At 74.7% G+C, this 19,741-nt stretch carries 19 protein-coding genes and 1 pseudogene; 8 read left to right on the top strand and 12 right to left on the bottom strand.

Annotated features, from left to right (window positions below):
* Positions 1-19 precede the first annotated feature (19 nt).
* Positions 20-679, bottom strand: coding sequence for a response regulator transcription factor (locus tag ADY01_RS03465; RefSeq protein ID WP_049565191.1), 660 nt, complete (start codon positions 677-679; stop codon positions 20-22).
* Between the two features lie 327 nt (positions 680-1,006).
* Positions 1,007-1,597, bottom strand: coding sequence for a DUF3000 domain-containing protein (locus ADY01_RS03460; protein ID WP_234320040.1), 591 nt, complete (start codon positions 1,595-1,597; stop codon positions 1,007-1,009).
* Positions 1,598-1,637: 40 nt separating this feature from the next.
* Here ADY01_RS03460 and hemE point away from each other — a divergent pair, with 40 nt between their 5' ends.
* Genes hemE through hemQ form a run of 3 tightly spaced genes read left to right on the top strand, consistent with a single transcriptional unit; the run spans position 1,638 to position 4,932 of the window.
* A complete protein-coding gene (gene hemE, locus ADY01_RS03455; protein WP_078899955.1) occupies positions 1,638-2,762 on the top strand; it encodes a uroporphyrinogen decarboxylase in 1,125 nt (374 codons plus the stop codon).
* 25 nt (positions 2,763-2,787) lie between these two features.
* Positions 2,788-4,203, top strand: a complete 1,416-nt coding sequence (gene hemG, locus ADY01_RS03450) for a protoporphyrinogen oxidase (RefSeq protein ID WP_049565182.1) — start codon at positions 2,788-2,790, stop codon at positions 4,201-4,203.
* An 18-nt stretch (positions 4,204-4,221) separates the two neighbouring features.
* Positions 4,222-4,932: a hydrogen peroxide-dependent heme synthase gene (gene hemQ / locus ADY01_RS03445; RefSeq protein ID WP_049565180.1), complete on the top strand. Its 711-nt coding sequence runs from the start codon at positions 4,222-4,224 to the stop codon at positions 4,930-4,932.
* A gap of 13 nt (positions 4,933-4,945) precedes the next feature.
* Here the strand turns inward: hemQ and ADY01_RS03440 are convergent, their stop codons facing one another.
* From ADY01_RS03440 to zapE, 4 genes and pseudogenes are all read right to left on the bottom strand, one after another.
* A complete protein-coding gene (locus ADY01_RS03440; protein ID WP_049565178.1) occupies positions 4,946-5,866 on the bottom strand; it encodes a TIGR04222 domain-containing membrane protein in 921 nt (306 codons plus the stop codon).
* 55 nt (positions 5,867-5,921) lie between these two features.
* Positions 5,922-7,185 (bottom strand): annotated as a pseudogene (locus ADY01_RS03435) (DUF692 family multinuclear iron-containing protein).
* 121 nt (positions 7,186-7,306) lie between these two features.
* Positions 7,307-8,173 carry a PPK2 family polyphosphate kinase gene (locus ADY01_RS03430; RefSeq protein WP_049565174.1) on the bottom strand — a complete coding sequence of 289 codons (867 nt, stop codon included), beginning with the start codon at positions 8,171-8,173 and terminating at the stop codon, positions 7,307-7,309.
* The gene (gene zapE / locus ADY01_RS03425) at positions 8,145-9,251 is read right to left on the bottom strand and encodes a cell division protein ZapE (protein ID WP_234320041.1); all 1,107 of its coding nucleotides are present in this window, start codon (positions 9,249-9,251) and stop codon (positions 8,145-8,147) included. Before zapE ends, ADY01_RS03430 begins: the two co-directional genes overlap by 29 nt.
* 188 nt (positions 9,252-9,439) lie before the next feature.
* Here zapE and ADY01_RS03420 point away from each other — a divergent pair, with 188 nt between their 5' ends.
* The 4 genes from ADY01_RS03420 to msrB all read left to right on the top strand — a co-directional run bounded on the left by ADY01_RS03420 (position 9,440) and on the right by msrB (position 12,700).
* Entirely contained in the window at positions 9,440-10,201 is a 762-nt protein-coding gene (locus ADY01_RS03420; protein ID WP_049565172.1) for a pyrimidine reductase family protein, read from the top strand.
* A gap of 133 nt (positions 10,202-10,334) precedes the next feature.
* Positions 10,335-10,802, top strand: coding sequence for a hypothetical protein (locus ADY01_RS03415; RefSeq protein WP_049565170.1), 468 nt, complete (start codon positions 10,335-10,337; stop codon positions 10,800-10,802).
* A 67-nt stretch (positions 10,803-10,869) separates the two neighbouring features.
* Positions 10,870-12,264 (top strand): UDP-N-acetylmuramate--L-alanine ligase, encoded by a 1,395-nt coding sequence (gene murC / locus ADY01_RS03410; protein WP_049565168.1) that lies wholly within the window; start codon positions 10,870-10,872, stop codon positions 12,262-12,264.
* Between the two features lie 19 nt (positions 12,265-12,283).
* A complete protein-coding gene (gene msrB, locus ADY01_RS03405; protein ID WP_049565166.1) occupies positions 12,284-12,700 on the top strand; it encodes a peptide-methionine (R)-S-oxide reductase MsrB in 417 nt (138 codons plus the stop codon).
* Here msrB and ADY01_RS03400 read toward each other — a convergent pair.
* The 4 genes from ADY01_RS03400 to ADY01_RS03385 all read right to left on the bottom strand — a co-directional run bounded on the left by ADY01_RS03400 (position 12,654) and on the right by ADY01_RS03385 (position 16,953).
* The gene (locus tag ADY01_RS03400; RefSeq protein ID WP_049565164.1) at positions 12,654-13,607 is read right to left on the bottom strand and encodes a carbohydrate kinase family protein; all 954 of its coding nucleotides are present in this window, start codon (positions 13,605-13,607) and stop codon (positions 12,654-12,656) included. The two genes, msrB and ADY01_RS03400, sit on opposite strands and share 47 nt — an antisense overlap.
* Before the next feature lie 61 nt (positions 13,608-13,668).
* Entirely contained in the window at positions 13,669-14,193 is a 525-nt protein-coding gene (locus tag ADY01_RS03395) for an SRPBCC domain-containing protein (RefSeq protein ID WP_049565162.1), read from the bottom strand.
* A gap of 14 nt (positions 14,194-14,207) precedes the next feature.
* The gene (gene treZ, locus ADY01_RS03390) at positions 14,208-15,953 is read right to left on the bottom strand and encodes a malto-oligosyltrehalose trehalohydrolase (RefSeq protein ID WP_049565199.1); all 1,746 of its coding nucleotides are present in this window, start codon (positions 15,951-15,953) and stop codon (positions 14,208-14,210) included.
* Between the two features lie 73 nt (positions 15,954-16,026).
* Positions 16,027-16,953, bottom strand: coding sequence for a GNAT family N-acetyltransferase (locus ADY01_RS03385; RefSeq protein WP_049565160.1), 927 nt, complete (start codon positions 16,951-16,953; stop codon positions 16,027-16,029).
* A gap of 259 nt (positions 16,954-17,212) precedes the next feature.
* Here ADY01_RS03385 and ADY01_RS03380 point away from each other — a divergent pair, with 259 nt between their 5' ends.
* Complete coding sequence (locus tag ADY01_RS03380; protein ID WP_049565159.1) at positions 17,213-17,776, top strand: DUF1707 and FHA domain-containing protein; 564 nt, start codon at positions 17,213-17,215, stop codon at positions 17,774-17,776.
* A gap of 16 nt (positions 17,777-17,792) precedes the next feature.
* Here ADY01_RS03380 and ADY01_RS03375 read toward each other — a convergent pair whose 3' ends face one another.
* Positions 17,793-18,620, bottom strand: a complete 828-nt coding sequence (locus tag ADY01_RS03375; RefSeq protein WP_049565155.1) for an alpha/beta fold hydrolase — start codon at positions 18,618-18,620, stop codon at positions 17,793-17,795.
* A gap of 332 nt (positions 18,621-18,952) precedes the next feature.
* Positions 18,953-19,723 (bottom strand): SDR family NAD(P)-dependent oxidoreductase, encoded by a 771-nt coding sequence (locus ADY01_RS03370; RefSeq protein WP_049565153.1) that lies wholly within the window; start codon positions 19,721-19,723, stop codon positions 18,953-18,955.
* Positions 19,724-19,741: the final 18 nt, after the last annotated feature.

Below are 19,741 nucleotides of genomic sequence, written 5' to 3'. Positions count from 1 at the left end.
GGAGCGGCGGGAGCGCCTGTCAGTGGATGATGCCGGTGCGCAGCGCGACCGCGACCATGCCCGCCCGGTCGCCGGTGCCCAGCTTGCGGGCGATCCTCGCCAGGTGGCTCTTGACGGTGAGGGCGGAGAGGCCCATGGAGACGCCGATCGCCTTGTTCGACTGGCCCTCCGCCACCAGCCTCAGTACCTCGACCTCGCGCCCCGACAGCTCGCGGTAGCCCCCCTGGTGCGCGGGGGCGCCCGGCTGTCGGCGGTGCATGCGGGAGGCGGCGCCGATGTGCGCCGCCCCATGACGGGTGGGTGGGCCCAGGTTGTTCCTGGTGCCGGTGACGACGTAGCCCTTGACGCCGCCCGCCAGCGCGTTGCGGACGGCGCCGATGTCGTCGGCGGCGGACAGGGCGAGTCCGTTGGGCCAGCCGGCCGCCCTGGTCTCCGACAGCAGGGTCAGCCCCGAGCCGTCGGGGAGATGGACATCCGCGACGCAGATGTCACGTGGGTTCGCGACGCGGGGCCGCGCCTCCGCGATGGACGATGCCTCGATCACATCCCGCACACCGAGAGCCCACAGATGGCGGGTCACGGTGGAACGGACCCGGGGGTCGGCCACGACGACCATGGCGGTGGGCTTGTTGGGGCGGTAGGCGACGAGGCTTGTGGGGTGCTCAAGAAGAACAGACACCGGGCCTCCCGGGTGGGATGGGGACGGAAGGAACCGACTCCTCGGGGAGGAGTCGGGGCGATCCGGATGGAAGGGTCACTGACTCCTTCGGCACGAACCCATGCCGCCTTGAGGGAATGATCACGAACCGGTGATTCGTCATCACGGCCGGACAGAAAAGCGAATCCAGCGGGACCCCCCTCGACCGGTCCAGACCGGACCAGATCACACCGGATCGGGACGGATCACTCCGGAGGGGTCACACCGGGCCCGCGACAGGCGAACGCCCCCACGCGGGCACCGCGCGGGGGCGGAGGACGGGCAGCGGCCGAACGGGCCGGACAGACCCTAGGCGGGCCGGGGGCCGCGGCGGCGGGGGAGTGCGGTCACCGGCGAGCCGCTGGTCTCCGGCGGCAGCCCCGCGCACTGCACCAGCAGCCCGCACCAGGCCAGCAGGTGCGCCCCCGTCTCGGCCGCGTCGTCCGGCGTCCACGAGGCGCGCAGCTCCAGCTCGGCGCGCGGCGGGCGTTCCGCCAGGCCGCCGAAGAAGCTCGAACCCGCCCTGGTCACCGTGCCGTTGGCCTCCCGGCGGTCCAGGCCCCGGCCGTCGAGCGCCTCGGTCAGCCAGGACCAGGCCACCTCGGGCAGCAGCGGATCGGTGGCCACCTCGGGGTCCAGGTCGGCGCGGGTCAGCGTCACGATCCGGAAGTCCCCCCGCCAGGAGTCGTCTCCCGCGGGGTCGTGCAGCAGGATGAACCGGCCGTCGGCCAGTTCCTCGCCATCCACGGCGACCGTCGCGCCGAGCGCGTGCGCGAACGGGGCCAGCCGGCGCGGGGGCGGCAGCGGTGACAGCAGCACCTCGGGCCGCGGCAGGGCCGCGTCGAGGGCGGCCACCGCCTGCCGGAAGGGGAAGGGGACCCCCGCGCCGGAGTCGTTCATATCTCCGGACTCCTCCGCCTGGTGGGTGCGAGACGCTGCCATGGCCGGTAACCCTAGGCGCAGGCGCGGCCGCCCGGCGGTAGCCACACCCGTGAGCGCCGGTCATTCCACGGGCCATGGGAGACTTCGGGGTGTGACAGTGACCGACTCCACCTTCCTCCGGGCCTGCCGCGGCGAGCCCGTTCCGCACACGCCCGTGTGGTTCATGCGCCAGGCCGGGCGTTCGCTCCCGGAGTACCGCAAGGCCCGCGAGGGCATCGCCATGCTCGACTCCTGCATGCGCCCCGAGCTGGTCACCGAGATCACTCTCCAGCCCGTCCGCCGCCACGGCGTCGACGCCGCCGTCTACTTCAGCGACATCGTGGTGCCGCTCAAGGCCATCGGCGTCGACCTGGACATCAAGCCCGGCGTCGGCCCCGTCGTCGCCCAGCCGATCCGCACCCGCGCCGACCTCGCGCGGCTGCGCCCGCTGGAGCCGGACGACGTCGCCTATGTGACCGAGGCCATCGGGATGGTGACCGCCGAGCTCGGCCCGACGCCGCTGGTCGGCTTCGCCGGCGCCCCGTTCACCCTGGCCAGCTATCTGGTGGAGGGCGGCCCCTCGCGCAACCACGAGCACACCAAGGCCCTGATGTACGGGGACCCCGAGCTCTGGGCCGACCTGCTCGACCGGCTCGCGGTCATCACCTCCACCTTCCTCGCCGTGCAGATCGAGGCGGGCGCCTCCGCCGTCCAGCTCTTCGACTCCTGGGTCGGCGCGCTGGCCCCCGCCGACTACCGGCGCTCGGTGATGCCCGCCTCGGCCAGGGTCTTCGACTCCGTCGCCGGGTACGGGGTGCCGCGCATCCACTTCGGCGTCGGCACCGGCGAGCTGCTGGGGCTGCTGGGCGAGGCGGGCGCCGACGTCGTCGGCGTCGACTGGCGGGTGCCGCTGGACGAGGCCGCCCGCCGCGTCGGCCCCGGCAAGGCCCTCCAGGGGAACCTGGACCCCGCCGTCCTGTTCGCCCCCCCGCACGCGGTCGAGGAGCAGGCCAGGCGGGTGCTCGATGCCGCCTCCGGGCTGCCGGGGCACATCTTCAACCTCGGCCACGGCGTCCTCCCGGACACCGACCCCGATGCCCTCACCCGCCTCGTCGCCTACGTCCACGAGCAGACCGCGCGCTGAGCGGCCGCCGCCGAAGGGTGCACCCATGCATGTGATCGTCGTCGGCGGCGGCATCTCCGGACTCGCCGCCGCCCACCGCCTGCTGGCCGCAGGGCTCCGCGTCACCGTGCTGGAGTCCTCGGACCGGCTCGGCGGCAAGCTGCGCACCGGGCGGGTCGGCGGCGTCCGCGTCGACCTGGGCGCCGAGTCGATCCTGGCGCGCCGCCCCGAGGGCACCGAGCTGGCCCGGGCCGTCGGGCTCGGCGAGGCGCTGCGCCCGCCCGCCGTCACCAGCGCCGCCATCTGGACCAGGGGAGCGCTGCGGCCCATGCCGCAGGGTCAGGTCATGGGCGTTCCCTCGACGGCCGCCTCGCTGGCCGGCGTGCTCTCCGACGCGGGCCTGGCGCAGATCGCCCGCGACGCGGAGCTGCCCCCCCTGGAGGTCGGCGAGGACGCGGCCGTCGGCGCCCTCGTCGCCGAACGCATGGGCCGCGAGGTCGTGGACCGCCTGGTCGAGCCGCTGCTCGGCGGCGTCTACGCGGGCGACGCCTACCGGATCTCGCTGCGCTCGGCGGTGCCCAAGCTGTACGAGATGGCGCGCGAGCACGACTCGTTGCTGGCCGCCGTCCGCGCCATCCAGCGGCAGTCGGCCGACCGGGCGCCGGGGGAGCCGGTCTTCACCGGCATCGACGGCGGCATCGGCACGCTGGCCGAGGCCGTCACCGCCGACTGCCGCGCCAAGGGCGCCGCCCTGGAGACTGGCGTCGCGGTCACCAACCTGCGCCGCACCGCCCGCGGCTGGGCCGCGGCGCTGGGCGACGGGCGCTCGCTCGCGGCCGACGGCGTCGTGCTCGCGGTCCCCGCCGGGGCCGCCGCGCGCCTGCTGGCGGCCGAGGTGCCCGCCGCCGCGCGGGAGCTGTCCGCCATCGAGTACGCGTCGATGGCGATCATCACCCTCGCCTTCCGCCGCGCTGACCTGCCCCGGCTGCCGCGCGGCAGCGGCTTCCTCGTCCCCGCCGTGGACGGCCGGATCATCAAGGCGGCCACCTTCACCAGCGGCAAGTGGGACTGGGCCGCGGCGGCGGACCCCGACCTGTTCGTGCTGCGCGCCTCGGTGGGCCGCCACGGGGAGGAGGGCCCGCTCGACTGGGACGACGCCGAGCTGGTGCGGGCCGCCGTCGAGGACCTGGGCGAGGCGGCCGGCCTCCCGGCCAAGCCGGTCGACACCGCCGTCACGCGCTGGCGCCGGGCGCTCCCCCAGTACACGGTCGGCCACGCGGCCCGCGTCGCCCGGGTCCGCAGCTTCCTGGCGGGCCACCCCGAGCTGCGCCTGTGCGGCGCCGCCTACGACGGCATCGGCATCCCGGCCTGCATCGCGGGGGCCACCCGCGCGGTCGGCGACCTGCTGCGGACCCTGCCCCCGGTGGCCCGGGACGAGGCCCGCGACGAGGCGGAGGAGTAGAGGCGGGAGAATGGCCGCATGACAAGCGCATCCGAGAAGCCCGTCGGCAAGCGTGCCAAGGAGCTCAACGAGACCATCCGCTACACCCTCTGGTCGGTCTTCCGGCTGAGGGACGTGCTGCCCGAGGACAGGACCGGCTTCTCGGCGGAGGTGGAGGATCTCTTCTCGCAGCTGGCGGCCAAGGACGTCACCGTCCGGGGCACCTACGACGTGTCGGGGCTGCGGGCCGACGCGGACCTCATGATCTGGTGGCACGCGGCGACGGCGGACGCGCTCCAGGAGGGGTACAACCGGTTCCGCCGCACCCGGCTCGGCCGCCACCTGGAGCCGGTCTGGTCGAACATGGCGCTCCACCGGCCCGCCGAGTTCAACAAGTCGCACATCCCGGCGTTCCTCGCGGACGAGACCGCCCGTGACTGGGTGAGCGTGTACCCGTTCGTCCGCTCCTACGACTGGTATCTGCTGCCCGACGAGGACCGCCGCCGGATGCTCGCCGACCACGGCCGGATGGCCCGCGGCTACCCGGACGTCCGGGCCAACACCGTCGCCTCCTTCTCGCTCGGCGACTACGAGTGGATCCTCGCGTTCGAGGCCGACGAGCTGCACCGCATCGTCGATCTGATGCGCCATCTGCGGGGCTCGGAGGCGCGGCGGCACGTCCGCGAGGAGGTCCCCTTCTACACCGGCCGCCGCCGCCCGGTGGCCGAGCTGGTCGCGGCGCTGGCCTGAGCGGCCCCGGCCCTCAGCCGCCGCCGCACCCGCCGCAGCCACCTCCTCCGCAGCCGCCACCGCCGTCACCACCACAGCCGCCGCCTCCGCCGCCGCTCCCGCCTCCGCCGCTCCCGCCGCCGTCCTCCTCGCCCGGGTCTCCGCCGTCGCTCGCGGCGCCGCAGCCGACCCAGCCCACGCCACCCGGGGAGGAGGCGGCCGCGGCCGCCGACGGCGCCGCGGCGGTGAGCTGGTCCCGCAGCACCACGTCCGTCAGGACGGCGGCGCCGCCCAGCGCGAAGGCCATGGCGACCGGTGCCTCGGCCGCGGCGGCGCCACGGCGGCGCAGCCTCCCCAGCGTGCCCCGCCCGCTGTCGGTCAGCCTCCCGCCGCGGCCCGGCGCGAGCGCGGCGCCGACGGTCAGCGTGAGCGCGGCGGCGCCCATCAGCGCCCCCGCCGCCAGGGGCGGCGCGTCGGACCACAGCAGCAGGGCGGTCGCCAGGAGGAACACCACCGACCCGACGGCCGCGTTGCGCGACGCCGCCCGCCGCCAGGGCCGGTAGAGCCCCGGCAGCCAGAGCAGGCCCCGGGCCGCGAGCGCGTCACCCACGCGCTGCACGGGCGCCGAACGGGCCAGGCCGGCGCGGACCGTGGAGAGCGGCGCCTCCCAGTCCCCGCACAGCGAGAGCAGCTCCCGCTCGAACTCGTCGTCGGCGACCGGGCGCTGGACTCGCACCGCGCCGCCCTCGACGGCGATGCGCTCCTTCTCGCGCATCGCGCAGATCACCGTCTCACCCACCCGCTCGGGGCCGCCGCTGAGGAACGCCACCTCGTGCAGCGTGCAGTCGCCCGTGCCGCCGGGCGAGATGGTGCGCTGGACACGGGCGTTCGCGACGATCACCTGGGCAAGGACGGCCGCGAGCACGGCGAATGCCGCGCCTATCAGAACAGTCATGGGTCACCTCGGCCCTTCATGTCTTCCGGTACGGGTACGGGGTCCTGGGCCCCGGTCACGCACGGGGGGCCCGGCGGCGCAGTAGGCGCGTCAGGCGGCCCGCGCGCGGCGGGCCTTCGGCGCGTTCGCGCAGCCACAGCTCCAGGCGGCGCCTGACGTCGCCCTCCGGCACGCGTCCCCCCGCCAGCAGGTGCCGGACCAGGGCGAGGGCGTCCTGCCGGTAACCGCCGGTCAGCGGGCGGACCCTGACATAGGCCAGCGCGGCGGGCCGGTACCGGTCGCCCAGGATCTCGGGCAGTTCGGGCGCCACCCTGGCGAGGACGCCGACCCGCTTGGCCGCCAGCGCCTCGCGCTGGACGCGCATGCGGGCGCGGTCGAAGCCGTCGGGCAGCGGGCCCCCGTCCGTGAGGGCGGTCAGCAGCGCGGCCTGCGCGATGGCCAGCCGCCGCCGGGCGGCCTCCACCTCGGTCCCCCTCGACGCCGTCTCAGCCATGGCGCACCCCGTCGGTCACGGCCCTGATCGCGTCCAGTTCGGCGGCGAGCCCGGCCATCGGCCCGAACGCGTCGTCCCGTTCGAGCAGCACCCCCGGGGGTGTGGTCCGGGCGCACAACTCCTCCAGCACGCCCAGCACTTGGGGCGAAACGGGGTGGGCGTGGCTGTCGTGCCAGACCCCGTCCCGCTCCACCCCTCCGGCGACGTGCACGTAGGCGAGGGCGTCCAGCGGCAGCGCATCGAGCGCGGCGGCCGGGTCCTCGCCCCGGTTCACGTGGTTCGTGTGCAGGTTGGCGACGTCGATCAGCAGCCGGACGCCGGTGCGTTCCACCAGCTCGGTCAGGAACCGGCCCTCCGTCATCTCCTCGCCCGGCCAGGCGAAGAGCGCCGCGATGTTCTCCAGCGCCAGCGGCACGGGCAACGCGTCCTGCGCGATCCTGACGTTCTCGCACAGCACGTCCAGCGCGTCCCGGGTGCGCGGCACCGGCAGCAGGTGCCCGGCCTCGATGCGCCGGGTGCCGGTGAGCGGCCCGCCCGCCCTGACGAACGCGATGTGCTCCGTCACCAGCGGCGCGTCCAGGGCCTCGGCCACGTGCGCCAGCGCCGCCAGCCGCCCCGGCGCGGGCCGTTCCGCCCCGCCGAGCCCGAGCGAGACGCCGTGCGGCACGACGGTCGTGCCGCGCCGGCGCAGCCGCGCCAGGCTCTCCGGCAGGTGGTCGGCGCACACGTTCTCCGCCACCACCTCGACCCAGTCGATGCCGGGCAACTCCTCGATCCCCTCGGCGATATCGGGTCTCCACCCGATCCCCGTCCCCAATCGCCCCATGGCGCCTCCCCGTTGTCCGTCGTGCCAGTGTTGTCCCCTTCCGACACGGGGGGAACCGCGGGGCCGCGGGTTCAGAGCTCGTTCTGAGGTTGGCCCGGAACGGGGCGGCCGGGGGCGCCGCTCAGTCGGCCATCAGCGCGGCCCTGCTGCCCGCCGCGTCGATGTCGCCCGGTGGGTAGTGCGGGTCCAGCTCCCTGAGGTGTTCGAGCAGGAGGCGGCTCACCGCCCAGTTGCGGTACCACTTGCGGTCCGCGGGGATCACGTACCAGGGGGCGGCGGGCGTCGAACAGCGGGCCAGGGCTGCGGCGTACGCCTCCTGGTAGTCCGCCCACAGGGCCCGTTCCGCGATGTCGCGCGGGTTGAACTTCCAGTGCTTGCTCGGCCTGTCGAGGCGGGCGAGGAGGCGCTCGCGCTGCTCGTCCCTGCCGAGGTGGAGGAAGACCTTCACCCAGGTCACGCCGTCGTCGGCGAGCATGCGCTCCCAGGCGTTGATCTCGTCGTAGCGGCGCGTCCAGATCGCCTCGGGCACCAGGCCGTGGACGCGGGCCACGAGCACGTCCTCGTAGTGGGACCGGTCGAAGATGCCGATCTCGCCCGCCCGCGGGAGCCCGAGCCCGATGCGCCACAGGAAGTGCTGCCTCTGCTCCTCCTCGCCGGGCGCCTTGAACGCCCTGATGCGGCAGCCCGCCGGATTGAAGTGCGTGACCACGTGCTTGACCGTGCCGCCCTTCCCCGAGGTGTCCATGCCCTGGAGCACGAGCAGCAGCCTGCGGCGGTCCCCCGCCGTGCCGGCCGCGAAGAGCCGTTCCTGGAGCTGCCCCAGCTCCTTGCCCATCTCGGCGGTCCACGCGACCGCCCGCTTCTTCTTCCCCTCGAACCCGGGTGTGGCGTCCGTCGCGCTCCTCGTCAGCTCGGGCGGCTTGCCCGGGGCGCAGCGCAGCAGTGGCCGCAGGGAAAGGTCATCGGATCTCGGCTCGTCGCTCCCCATCCCCCGATGATGGTCCCGCGGTGCCCCGTCCGCCACTTGGGGCGGCGGGCAGCAGGCCGTCGCCCTCCCTCGCCAGGGCCGTCAGCCGCGAGACGGCGCGGACGTACTTCGCGCGGTACCCGCCGTTCAGCATCTCCTCGCCGAACAGCCGGTCGAACGGGGCGCCCGAGGCCAGCACGGGCACCTCCCGGTCGTAGAGCCGGTCGGCGAGCACCACGAGCCGCAGCGCGGTCGTCTGGTCGGGCGCCGGCGCGACGCCGGTCAGGCAGACCGCGGCGACCCCGTCGCACAGCGCCCCGTACCGGCTGGGGTGGACGCGCGCGAGGTGGCCGAGCAGCGTGGGGAACGCGTCGAGCGAGGCGCCGGGGAGCGCGTGCGCCGCGCGCACCACCTCCGCCTCGGGCGGCGGCTTCGGCGCTGCGGGCAGGCCGCGGTGCCGGTAGTCCTCGCCGTCCACGCGCAGGGCGTCGAACCGGGCGGCGAGGCCCTGGATCTCCCGGAGGAAGTCGGCGGCGGCGAACCGGCCCTCGCCGAGTCGCCCCGGCAGGGTGTTGGAGGTGGCGGCCAGGCCGACGCCCGCGTCGGCCAGCCTGCCCAGCAGGGAGGAGACCAGGACCGTGTCGCCCGGGTCGTCGAGCTCGAACTCGTCGACGCACAGCAGGCGGTGGGCGCTCAGCGCCTCGACCGTTCCCCGGAAGCCGAGCGCGCCCACCAGGTGCGTCAGCTCGACGAAGGTGCAGAACGCCTTCCGCTCGGCCGCCACCGGGGCGGCGTGCCACAGCGAGGCGAGCAGATGCGTCTTCCCGACGCCGAAGCCGCCGTCCAGGTAGACGCCGCGCGCCTGCGGCGCGGGCCGCCGCCGGGAGCGGCCGGGCCAGGGTCCGCGCCGGCGGGCGCCGACGGCGTGCGCGCCGCCGAGGCCGGCGGCGAACGCGCCGAGCGACGTCAGCGCCGCGTACTGGCTCGGCTGCCGGGGGTCGGGCTCGTAGGTGTCGAAACGCACCCCGTCGAAGCGGGGCGGCGGCACCAGCCCGGCGACCAGCCGCTCGGCCGGCACCCGTGGCTCGCGGGCGCTCAGGCGGACGGGCGACGCGTCGGCGGCCCGGTCCGCGGGGCCACGGGAGTCCGGGCCACGGGAGTCCGGGCCACGGGAGTCCGGGCCACGGGAGTCCGGGGCGGTGCGAGGTGACACGTTTTCCCACTGTACGCGCCGGACCGGCACCCGGCGCCCGAGGTGGGAACGGGCCCTGTGCGAGACTGCGCCCCATGCGACGCCTGTTCCCCGAGTCCGCCGGCGACGACCGCGAGTGGGAGCTGTCCGAGCTCGCCGACGCCTACGCCTATCCCGAGGACCAGCCGTCGGGCGACGGCTGGCTGCGGGCCAACATGGTGTCCTCCGCCGACGGCGCCGCCCACCACGGGGGGCGCTCCAAGCCCCTCTCGGGCCCCGCCGACATGAGGATCTTCGGGGTGCTGCGCGCGCTGGCCGACGTGGTGATCGTGGGGGCGGAGACGGTCCGGGAGGAGCGTTACCGCCCCGCGCGCCGGCGCGCGCAGTTCGCCGAGCGCCGTCTGGCCGCCGGGCAGACCACGGTGCCGGCCATCGCCGTCGTCAGCGCCAGCCTGCACCTGGACTTCGGCCTGCCGCTGTTCACCGAGCCGGTCGTTCCCACGCTGGTGATCACCGGCGCCAGGGCCCCGCGCGCCGGTCTCGCCGCCGCGGCGGCGGCCGGGGTCGAGGTGGTCACGGCGGGCGAGGAGGCCATGGTCGCCCCGGAGCGCCTCAAGTCCGCCCTGGCCGCGCGCGGCCACCGGCGGATGCTCACCGAGGGCGGCCCGCGGCTCCTCGGCCTGCTCGCGAGCGCGGGGGTGGTCGACGAGCTCTGTCTCACGGTCTCACCCAGGGTCACCGTGGGGACGGCTCCGCGCGTGATGAGCGGACCCGAGGTCGCCGACCCGAGTGACCTGGTCCTGACGGACGTACTGGAAGAATCCGGCTTTCTCTTCAACCGGTATCGCCGGGTCTGACAAACTGCGGAATGTGACGTTCCGCTTATCCTGGTGTGGGCAGACTGAAAAGGCACAACGTCCCGTGCGCCCACGGGGAAGGATGGTTTCTGCCGGGATGCGCGGGACCCGGCCCCGACGAAGGGCGCTTTCCATGATCACGACAGTTCTCATGATCGAAAAGCCCATGGTGCCCACCGACGTCGACCTCGTCACCACCCTGCACGGCGAGGAGACGCCGTCCTTCGTGGTGCTGATGCAGCCCAGGGGCGACCAGGACCGGCTGCTGCGCGCGCTGGACGACGTCGCGATCGGCGAGCTCGGCGACGCGGTGCGCGAGAGCGACGTGCCCGAGGGCGAGGACGCGCTCCGGCCGGCCAGGCGCGCCCTGGAGCACTCCCTCACGGCGCTGCGCGCCGCCGGGGCCGAGGCCGTCGGCCAGGTCATCGAGGAGCACCCGCTCGACCTGCTGACCTCCGTGGTCGAGCAGACCAGCGCCGACGAGGTCGTGGTGCTGACCGCGCCGCACTACGTCGAGGAACTGTTCCACCGCGACTGGGCCTCCCGCGCCCGGCACAAGGTCGGCGTCCCGGTCCTGAAGCTCTTCGCCCACGCGGAGTAGGACGCCACCGCCGCCCGGGGTTGGTGCGACAATCGAGCGGCACGCCTCGACCAGGGAGAGAACACGCATGACACCGGTGATCCCGCCCGCGTTGGAACGGCCCCACTTCATCGGCATCGGCGGCGCCGGGATGTCGGGGGTCGCGAAGATCCTCGCCCGCCGCGGCGCCCGCGTCGCCGGGAGCGATACCAGGGACTCCGAGAGCACCGCCGCGCTCCGGGCGCTCGGCGCCCGGGTCCACATCGGCCACGCCGTGGACCACATCGCCCCCGACGCCAGCTGCGTCGTCGTCTCCAGCGCCATCCGCGAGGACAACCTGGAGCTCGTCGAGGCCACCCGCCGCGCGATCCCCGTCGTCCACCGCTCCGAGGCGCTGGCCGCGCTGACGGAGGGCCGGCGGACCATCGCCGTGGCCGGCACCCACGGCAAGACCACGACCACCTCGATGCTCGCCGTCAGCCTCACCGGCCTCGGCCTGTCGCCCTCCTACGCGATCGGCGGCGACATCGACGCCCCCGGGTCCAACGCGGAGTCCGGCACCGGCGAGCTGTTCGTGGCCGAGGCCGACGAGAGCGACCGCAGCTTCCACCGGTACACGCCCGAGGTGGCCATCGTCCTCAACGTGGAGCTCGACCACCACGCCAACTACGCCTCGATGGAGGAGATCTACGCCTCCTTCGAGACCTTCGCCGACCGCGTCGTCCCCGGCGGCACCCTGGTGATCAACGCGGATGAGGAGGGCGCGCGGGCCCTGACCGCCCGCCTGGCCGACCGCGAAGGGCTCCGGATCGTGACCTACGGCGAGGCTCCGGAGGCGGACGTGCGGGTCACCGCCCTGGTGCGGGAGGGGCTCACCAGCAGGGTCACCGTCTCCCTCGGCGGGCGCGAGCTCACGTTCCGCGTCTCCGTCCCCGGCCGGCACTACGCCCACAACGCGGTCGCGGCCCTCGCCGCCGGGGTGGCCGTCGGCGTTCCCGCGCGGGAGCTGGCCGCCGCGCTCGGCACCTACACCGGCGTGCGCCGCCGCCTCCAGCTCCAGGGCGTGGCCGGCGGCGTCACGATCATCGACAGCTACGCCCACCACCCCACCGAGATGGTCGCCGACCTGGAGGCCGTCCGCGGCGGCGCCGAGGAGGGCCGCGTCCTGGTCGTCTTCCAGCCGCACCTGTTCAGCAGGACCAGCGAGCTGGGCGCCGAGATGGGCCGGGCGCTGGCGCTGGCCGACGCCTGCGTGGTCCTCGACATCTATCCGGCCCGCGAGGACCCGATCCCGGGCATCACCAGCGAGCTGATCATCGACGCGGCCCGCGCCCACGGCGCCGACGTGCGCGCCGAGCACACCAAGGACGCCGTCCCCGACGTCATCGCGGGAATCACCGGGCCGGGTGATCTCGTTCTCACCATGGGCGCGGGCGACGTCACCGAGCTCGGCCCCAAGATCCTCGCCCGGCTCTCCGGGTGAACCGAAGGAGGCAACCACCATGGGATACGAGGTCGACAAGACGGACGAGCAGTGGCGCGAGCAGCTCACGCCCGAGGAGTACCGCGTGCTGCGCCAGGCCGGGACGGAGCCCGCCTTCACCGGCGAGTACACCGACACCAAGACCGTCGGCGTCTACCAGTGCCGCGCCTGCGGCTCGGAGCTGTTCCGCTCGGACACCAAGTTCGAGTCGCACTGCGGGTGGCCGTCGTTCTTCGACCCGAAGGACAGCGACGCGGTCGAGATCCGGGAGGACCACTCGCTGCCCGGCCGCCCGCGCACCGAGGTGCTCTGCGCCACCTGTGGCTCGCACCTCGGGCACGTCTTCGCGGGTGAGGGCTATGACACCCCCACCGACCAGCGGTACTGCATCAACTCCATCGCCATCCGGCTGGATCCGCAGGACCGGGCCGCCTGATCCGGTTCACCGCCGCGGCCAGCTCCGCGGCGGTGATGTGGCGCTCGGCCGTGCCGTGGTGGGTGCAGGCGAACGCCCCGGCCGCCAGCCCGGCCAGCGCGCACCGGTCGAGGCCGCCGTCCCCCTCGCCGCCCCCGCCGAACCAGGTGTGCAGGAACGCCGTCGCGAACGCGTCGCCCGCGCCGTTGCTGTCGACGACCGGCCGCGGCGGCACCACCGCCGGGTAGTGCCGCACCTCGCCGCTCGCCCGGGACAGCACATGGCAGCCGTTCGCCCCGTCGGTGGCCACCGCGAGCCGCGCCCGGCCCTTGGCCAGGATCATCCGCAGCACCTCGGGCACCCGCCCCCGGATCCCGGCGGCCGACAGGAACACGAAGTCCGTGCGGAACGCCCACGGCTGTGTCGCGGGCTCCTCGCCGTCCCAGGCGTGCAGATCCGTCGAGGTGGGCACGCCACGCCGCTCCAGCTCGCCGAGCAGCTCGCGGTTGAAGTGGCTGCGCGAGACGTGCACATGGCGCGCCCGCTCCACACGCGGCAGCGCGAAGTCCGTCGGCAGCAGCAGGTCCTCGGGGTGCCGTCCGTCGTAGAAGGAGAAACGCCGCCCCTCCGCGTCGACCAGGTTGACGCTGCGGGGCGTCCCGTTGGGCGCGGGCAGCGTCTCGAACGCGAGCCCGGCACCCCGGAGCCTCGCTCTGATCAGCCCGCCCTGCGGGTCGTCGCCGAGGTAGTCGAGAAACGTCGTCCGCCGCCCGAGCGCGTGGAAGCCGAGCGCGTAGCCCGTGCCCGAGTGCGCCACGCAGTCGCGGACCGGCTCCACGTGCAGCAGGTCCCGGTCCGGCACTTCGAGCCGCTCCACGCGCACGATCGTGTCCACACCCGAGCCGCCGATCACCAGCACGTCATCCATGGCGACAGGGTACGGAAGGCCGGGCCCGTCGCCTCCGGCGCTGCGCCACCGCGGGCCGGCCTCACCTCCCCTCGAACAGGTCGGCGTACTGGTCGCGGAGCTGGTCCCAGCCCTGCTCACGGGCGGCCTCGCCGGTGACGGGCGGCACGTCGAGCCCGTCCAGCACACCGGCGAGCGCGGCCAGGCACAGGTGCCAGCCGGCGGCCCGGTCAGCGGCCCGCTCCCGGTCGGAGAAGACATGGGTGAGGCGCAGCGCCGTCCCCGTGTCGGCCGGGGACAGCTCGAAGCGCAGCCCGTCCTCGTACCAGGCGAGGGCCAGCAGCCGCGGCGGCTCGGCGGCGCGGACGGCGCCCTGGGGCGCGGGGTCGGCCGGGTCGGTCTCCGGCAGGGCCACGGGACCGGGGGAGTCCAGGTCGCGGCCGGGGGTGTAGGGCGCCCAGCGGGCGACCTGCTCCGCCTCGGTGAGCGCGGCCCAGACCTCCTCGGCGGTGCTGGCGAGCTCCCGGTCCAGGACCAGCGCCCACCGGCCGTGCGCCGCGGGCCCGACCGCGCCGCGCACCGGCTGCTGGGGAAGGGGTTCCGTCATGGTGCCTGCCTACCTCACACGGAGGCGCGGCGCAGCACGGTGGCCGACTGCGGCGGCAGCTCCAGCCCGCCCGAGCGGCCGGGCGGCGGGCAGCGGTGGGTACCGGCCAGGGGCTCGAAGCCGCCCTCCCCGAGGCGGGCCGTCGCCGCCTCCTCGCGCGAGAAGTTGACGGCCACCGTCAGCGGGCCGCTGTGCACCACGAGCCAGCCCGCGCCCTCGTCCGCCTCGGCGCGGACGTCGGCGAGCGGCAGGTCGGGGGGCAGGTGCTCGTGGCGGATGGCGATGAGCCTGCGGTGCCAGCCGAGCAGCCAGGGCTCCCGCGGGCCGCCGGGCCAGGCCAGGCAGGAGCGGTTCCGGGTCGCCGGGTCCTGCGGGTCGGGGATCTCCTCCTCGGTCCAGCCGTGCGCGCCGAACTCGCGCCGCCTGCCGCTGCGCACCGCCTCGGCGAGCTCGGGGTCCTGATGGTCCGTGAAGTACTGCCAGGGCGTGGTCGCCCCCCACTCCTCGCCCATGAACAGCATCGGCGTGAACGGCCCGCACAGCACCAGGGCCGCCGCCAGCGCGGCCCGCTCCTCCCCGGCGAGCGCCGTCATCCGGTCGCCGAGCGCGCGGTTGCCGATCTGGTCGTGGGTCTGGGCGTAGCCGACCAGCCGGTGCGCGGGCGTGGTCTCCCGGTCCAGCGGCCGGCCGTGGCGCCTGCCGCGGAACGCCGAGTAGCCGCCGTCGTGGAAGAAGCCGTCGCTCAGCACCTTCGCGAGGGTCTCCAGCGGAGCGCGGGCGAAGTCCGCGTAGTAGCCCTGGCCCTCGCCGGTCATCGCGCAGTGCAGCGCGTGGTGGAAGTCGTCGTTCCACTGGGCGTGCAGCCCCTGCCCGTTGGCCTTCCGCGGGGCCGTGGTGCGCGGGTCGTTCCGGTCGGACTCGGCGATCAGGAACAGCGGCCTGCCCAGCTCCCCGGACAGCGCGTCCACGGCCGCCGACAGCTCGGCCAGCATGTGCTCGGCCCGGTCGTCGATCAGCGCGTGGACGGCGTCGAGGCGGAGCCCGTCCAGCCGGAAGTCCCGCAGGAACGCCAGGGCGCTGCCGATGAAGTACGCCCGCACCTCGTCGGAGCCCTCGGCGTCCAGGTTCACCGCCGAACCCCACGGCGTGTGGTGCCCGTCGGTGAAGTACGGGCCGAACTCCGGCAGCCTGTTCCCCGAGGGACCCAGGTGGTTGTGGACCACGTCGAGCACGACCCCCAGGCCGTGGCCGTGCGCCGCGTCGACGAAGCGCGCGAGCCCCTCGGGCCCGCCGTACGGCTCGTGCACCGCCCAGGGCGCCACCCCGTCGTAGCCCCACCCGTGCCGCCCGGGGAACGGGCAGACCGGCATCAGCTCGACGTGCGTGACGCCCAGCGCGGCGAGGTGCCCCAGCCGTTCCACCGCCGCGTCGAAGGTGCCCTCGCCGGTGAACGTCCCGATGTGCAGCTCGTAGAGCACCGCGCCCGGCAGCCCCCGCCCGGCCCAGGCGTGGCGCCAGGGGAACGCCCCGGGGTCGGTGACGGCCCCCGGGCGCTCGGGTCCCTCCGGCAGCCGCCGGGCGCGCGGGTCGGGCAGCACGGGACCGTCGTCCAGCGCGAACCCGTACCGCGCACCCGGCGGCGCCTCCTCCTCGGCCAGCCACCACCCCGCGCGACCCTCGTCCCGCGCCATGGCGACCGGCCGTCCCGACAGGTGCAGCGACACATGCTGGGCCCATGGTGCCCATACCTCGAAGAGCATGGGCACCATGGTCACCGCCGCACCGCCCCGGTGGCTAGGACCAGTCCGGTGGACCGGCCGCCGCGGCGGGCACCTACGCCGGGTGCGACATGCAGAAACGGTGCTGTGTCACCGGATAGCCCGCGCGGGCGAACGCCGCCGCCATCGGGGCGTTCGGCACGTCGGTGGCCGCCGCGATCCGGTCGGCGCCCTCGGCCGCGAGCTGGTGCGTGCACTCGACCAGCAGGTCGTACCCGTACCCGTGGCCGCGCTGCTCGGGCACCACGCCGATGAAGCCGACGACCGGCATGTGCTGGTTGGCCGCCGGTACCTGGATGCCGACCAGCTCGCCGCCCGGCGTGTACGCCAGCCGCCACCACGCGCGCGGCGAGGGGCACCAGCGGAAGAAGTCCATCTCCTCCCGCGCCGCCGCCTCGACGCCGCCGGTGGCGACGGCCCGGCGGGCGTGGTGGTCCAGGGTGCTGCCGTGGACCCGGCGCAGCACCGCGAGGATCGCGTCGTCGTCCGGCTCCTGCCTGAACTCCAGGCGTCCGGGCCGCTCGGGCAGCCCGCACTCCGGCGTCCACAGATAGCGGTACCGCTCCACCAGCGGGCGGTACCCCGCCTCCGCCGCCGCGTCGATCCTGGCCTCGGCGGCGAGGCGGACACCGGGGTCCTCGCGCCACCCGGGCGGGAGGAGCAGCTCGTAGTCGGCGCGCAGCGGTGTCGCGCGCAGCAGCGCGACGCCCGCCTCGCGGTCGGTGAAGTCGAACCAGTCGAGGGCCACCGGCTTCTCGTCGTCGGGCCCGGCCCAGAACGCGGCGCGGGCCACGACCTTCCCGTCGCGCAGGGCGACCCAGGTCCAGTCGGGCCGGTACTCGCCCCCGGTGGCGCGGGTCCCGTAGACGTTGAACGGCGGGTCGGCCAGGGGCCGTCCGACGAGCCCGGGGTCGGGCAGGGAGGTGAACAGTTCGCGCGCCTCGTGCTCGGCGAGCGCGCGGATGACCAGTCGGTCGGTCATGAAAAACCCTTCGGAAGGCTGCGACGCGCTTCCGGTCAGCCCTGGGAACGCCCGGCGAAGGGGCGGCGGAGGCGCGCGTGCGTCAGAACAGACATGTCAGCCGCCTCCTTCCTTCAGCTCCGGGGCGTGGGTGGAACCCTAACCGAGCCCACTCCCGCGGTCCAGCGCATATCCGGGGGCGGTCGCGGCCCGCTCCGGGGCGGTCCCGGCGCGCGACACCACCTGGACAGGGGTGCGTGCTGTCGCGGACAATTCCGCCATGAGCTCTGTCGAGTACGGCACCCCGCCTCCGCGCGTATCGGACGCGGACCGGGAGCGCGCGCTCGATGCGCTCCGGGAGGGCATGGTCGAGGGCCGCGTGTCGCAGGACACCTTCGAGCGGCGGATCGAGCAGATCATGGCCGCGCGCCTTCCGGACGAGCTGTTCGCCGTGCTCAGGGACCTGCCCTACCGGCTGCCCCCGCCGCCGCCCCCCGTCCGCACCGGGTGGGTCGTGGAGTCCGTGACGCGCGTGATCACGTTCCGTCAGCGGATGCGCCTGGCCTGGGAGTCACGCGGGCTGCCCGAGCTGGTGCTGCCCGCGCCCGGCCCTCAGCCACTGGCCATAGGACGGGGGGCGGGCAGCGGTCTCCGGCTCAACGACCGGAGCGTCTCGCGTCACCACGCGCAGCTGTTCAGCACGGGGACGGGCTGGCTGCTGCGGGACCTCGGCTCGGCGAACGGGACCTGGGTGAACGGCCGCCGGGTCGCCGACAGCGTCCCCGTCGGCCCGGGGGACCAGGTCAGCTTCGGCAGCGTGGCGTACCGCCTGGCCGCCGTCTGAGCCGGTTCCCGGCGGGTCAGCTCTTGATGAACGAGAGCAGGTCGTTGTTGAACGCGTCCTGGTACGAGCCGGTCAGCCCGTGCGGGGCGCCCGGGTAGGTCTTCAGCGTGGAGTCGGCGACGATCTCGGCCGCCTTGGGCGCGGCGGCGACGATCGGCACGATCTGGTCGTCCTCGCCCTGGGCGATCAGGGTGGGGACGTCGATGCGCTTGAGGTCGTCGGTGAAGTCCGTCTCGGAGAACTCCTTGACGCAGTCGTACGCCGCCTTGAGGCCGACCTGCATGCTCATCATCCAGAACGCGTCACGCGTGCCCTGGGAGACCGTGGAGCCGGAGCGGTTGGCGCCGTAGAACATGGCGCTGAGGTCCTGGTAGAACTGCGAGCGGTCGGCCAGCAGGCCGGCCCTGAGCTGGTCGAACACGTCGATCGGCGCGCCCTCGGGGTTGGCGGGCGTCTTGAGCATCAACGGCGGCACCGAGCTCAGCAGCACGACCCGGGAGACGCGGGCCGTGCCGTGGCGCCCCAGATAGCGGGCGACCTCGCCGCCGCCGGTGGAGTGGCCGACGAGGACGGCGTCGCGGAGGTCGAGCTTCTCGATCAGCTCGGCCAGGTCGTCCGCGTAGGTGTCCATGTCGTTGCCCTCCCACGGCTGCCCGGAACGGCCGTGGCCGCGGCGGTCATGGGCGACGGCGCGGTAGCCGTTCTCGGCGACCAGGCGCAGCTGCGGGTCCCAGACGTCGGCGTTGAGCGGCCAGCCGTGGCTGAAGACGACGGGCTGCCCGTCGCCCCAGTCCTTGTAGGAGATGGCGGTCTTGTCGTGCGTGGTGATGTGCTGGTGCCCCATATGGGCTTCCTCTCGGTCGGAGCCGGTGCGTGGCGCCCGGCGGCGCGGGCGTCCTGCGGACGCCTCGGGGCCAAGCTAGCCGAACGAAAGGGGTAAAACCGACAAAATCCGGCGGAGGGGGCGTGTGGCGGCCCCGGTCGGGCCGGGGGTGAAGAGCCGGCCTGCCGCCCTAGCGGGGGCTGGGAGGTGGGACGACAGGCCGGAGCGTGGGGGACGGTCCGTGGGAGCGCTCCCAAAACGGGACCGTACGCTGCGCGACTCGCTCCTGTAAAGGGTCCTGACGTCACCTGGTACGAGACCACGGCCGCGGGGGGAAGCGGCGCTCGTGGCGCTCAGGCGGCGATGACCGCCGCCCCGACCCGGCCGCCGTCGACGTCGATCACCGAGCCGTGCACGAACGCGGCCTCGTCGCTCGCCAGGTACACCGCCGCGTGCGCGATGGCCTCGGGGTCGCCGATGCGGCCCGCGGGGGTGCCGTTCATCATCGCCTGGGCGGGGTGGGGCTCGGTGGCCCCGGGGATCCGCGCCTGGACCACGCCGGGGGCGATCGCGTTGACGCGCACGCCGGAGGGGCCGAACTCGGCCGCCCACGACCGGGTCAGGGTCTCCATCGCGCCCTTGGTCGAGGCGTACAGCGTGCCGACCGGGATGCCGAGGCGGGCGACCCAGGAGCCGAGGTTGATGATCGCGCCTCCCCCGTTCTCGATCATGGCCGGGGCGAGGGAGGCGGTGAGGAAGAACGGCGCCTTGACGTTCACCGCGTAGACCTGGTCGAACGTCGCCTCGTCCGTCCCGGTGGTGGTCGGGCCCGGGAAGATGCCCGCGTTGTTGACCAGGATGTCGACGCGTCCGCCGAGGGCGCGGGTGGCCTGCTCGGCCAGGGCCCCCGAGGTCGCGGCGCGCCCGTCGAGGTCGGTCGCGACGAAGTCGGCGCGGCCCCCGGCGGAGCGGATCTCCTCGACGACCGCGGCCCCGCGCTCCAGGCTGCGGCCCGAGACGGCGACGTGCGCGCCCTCGGCCGCGAAGGCGACCGCGATGGCGCGGCCGATGTTGCTGGTGGCTCCGGTGACGAGAGCCGTCTTGTTCGCCAGGCGTGTGCCCATGGTGCCGTGTCGCTTTCC

Origin of the sequence: Streptomyces sp. SBT349 (genome assembly GCF_001083795.1) — a bacterium.
GTDB lineage: Bacteria > Actinomycetota > Actinomycetes > Streptomycetales > Streptomycetaceae > Streptomyces.
The sequence above is the reverse complement of the archived record's forward strand: the minus strand, read 5'-3'. Positions and strand labels throughout refer to the sequence as shown.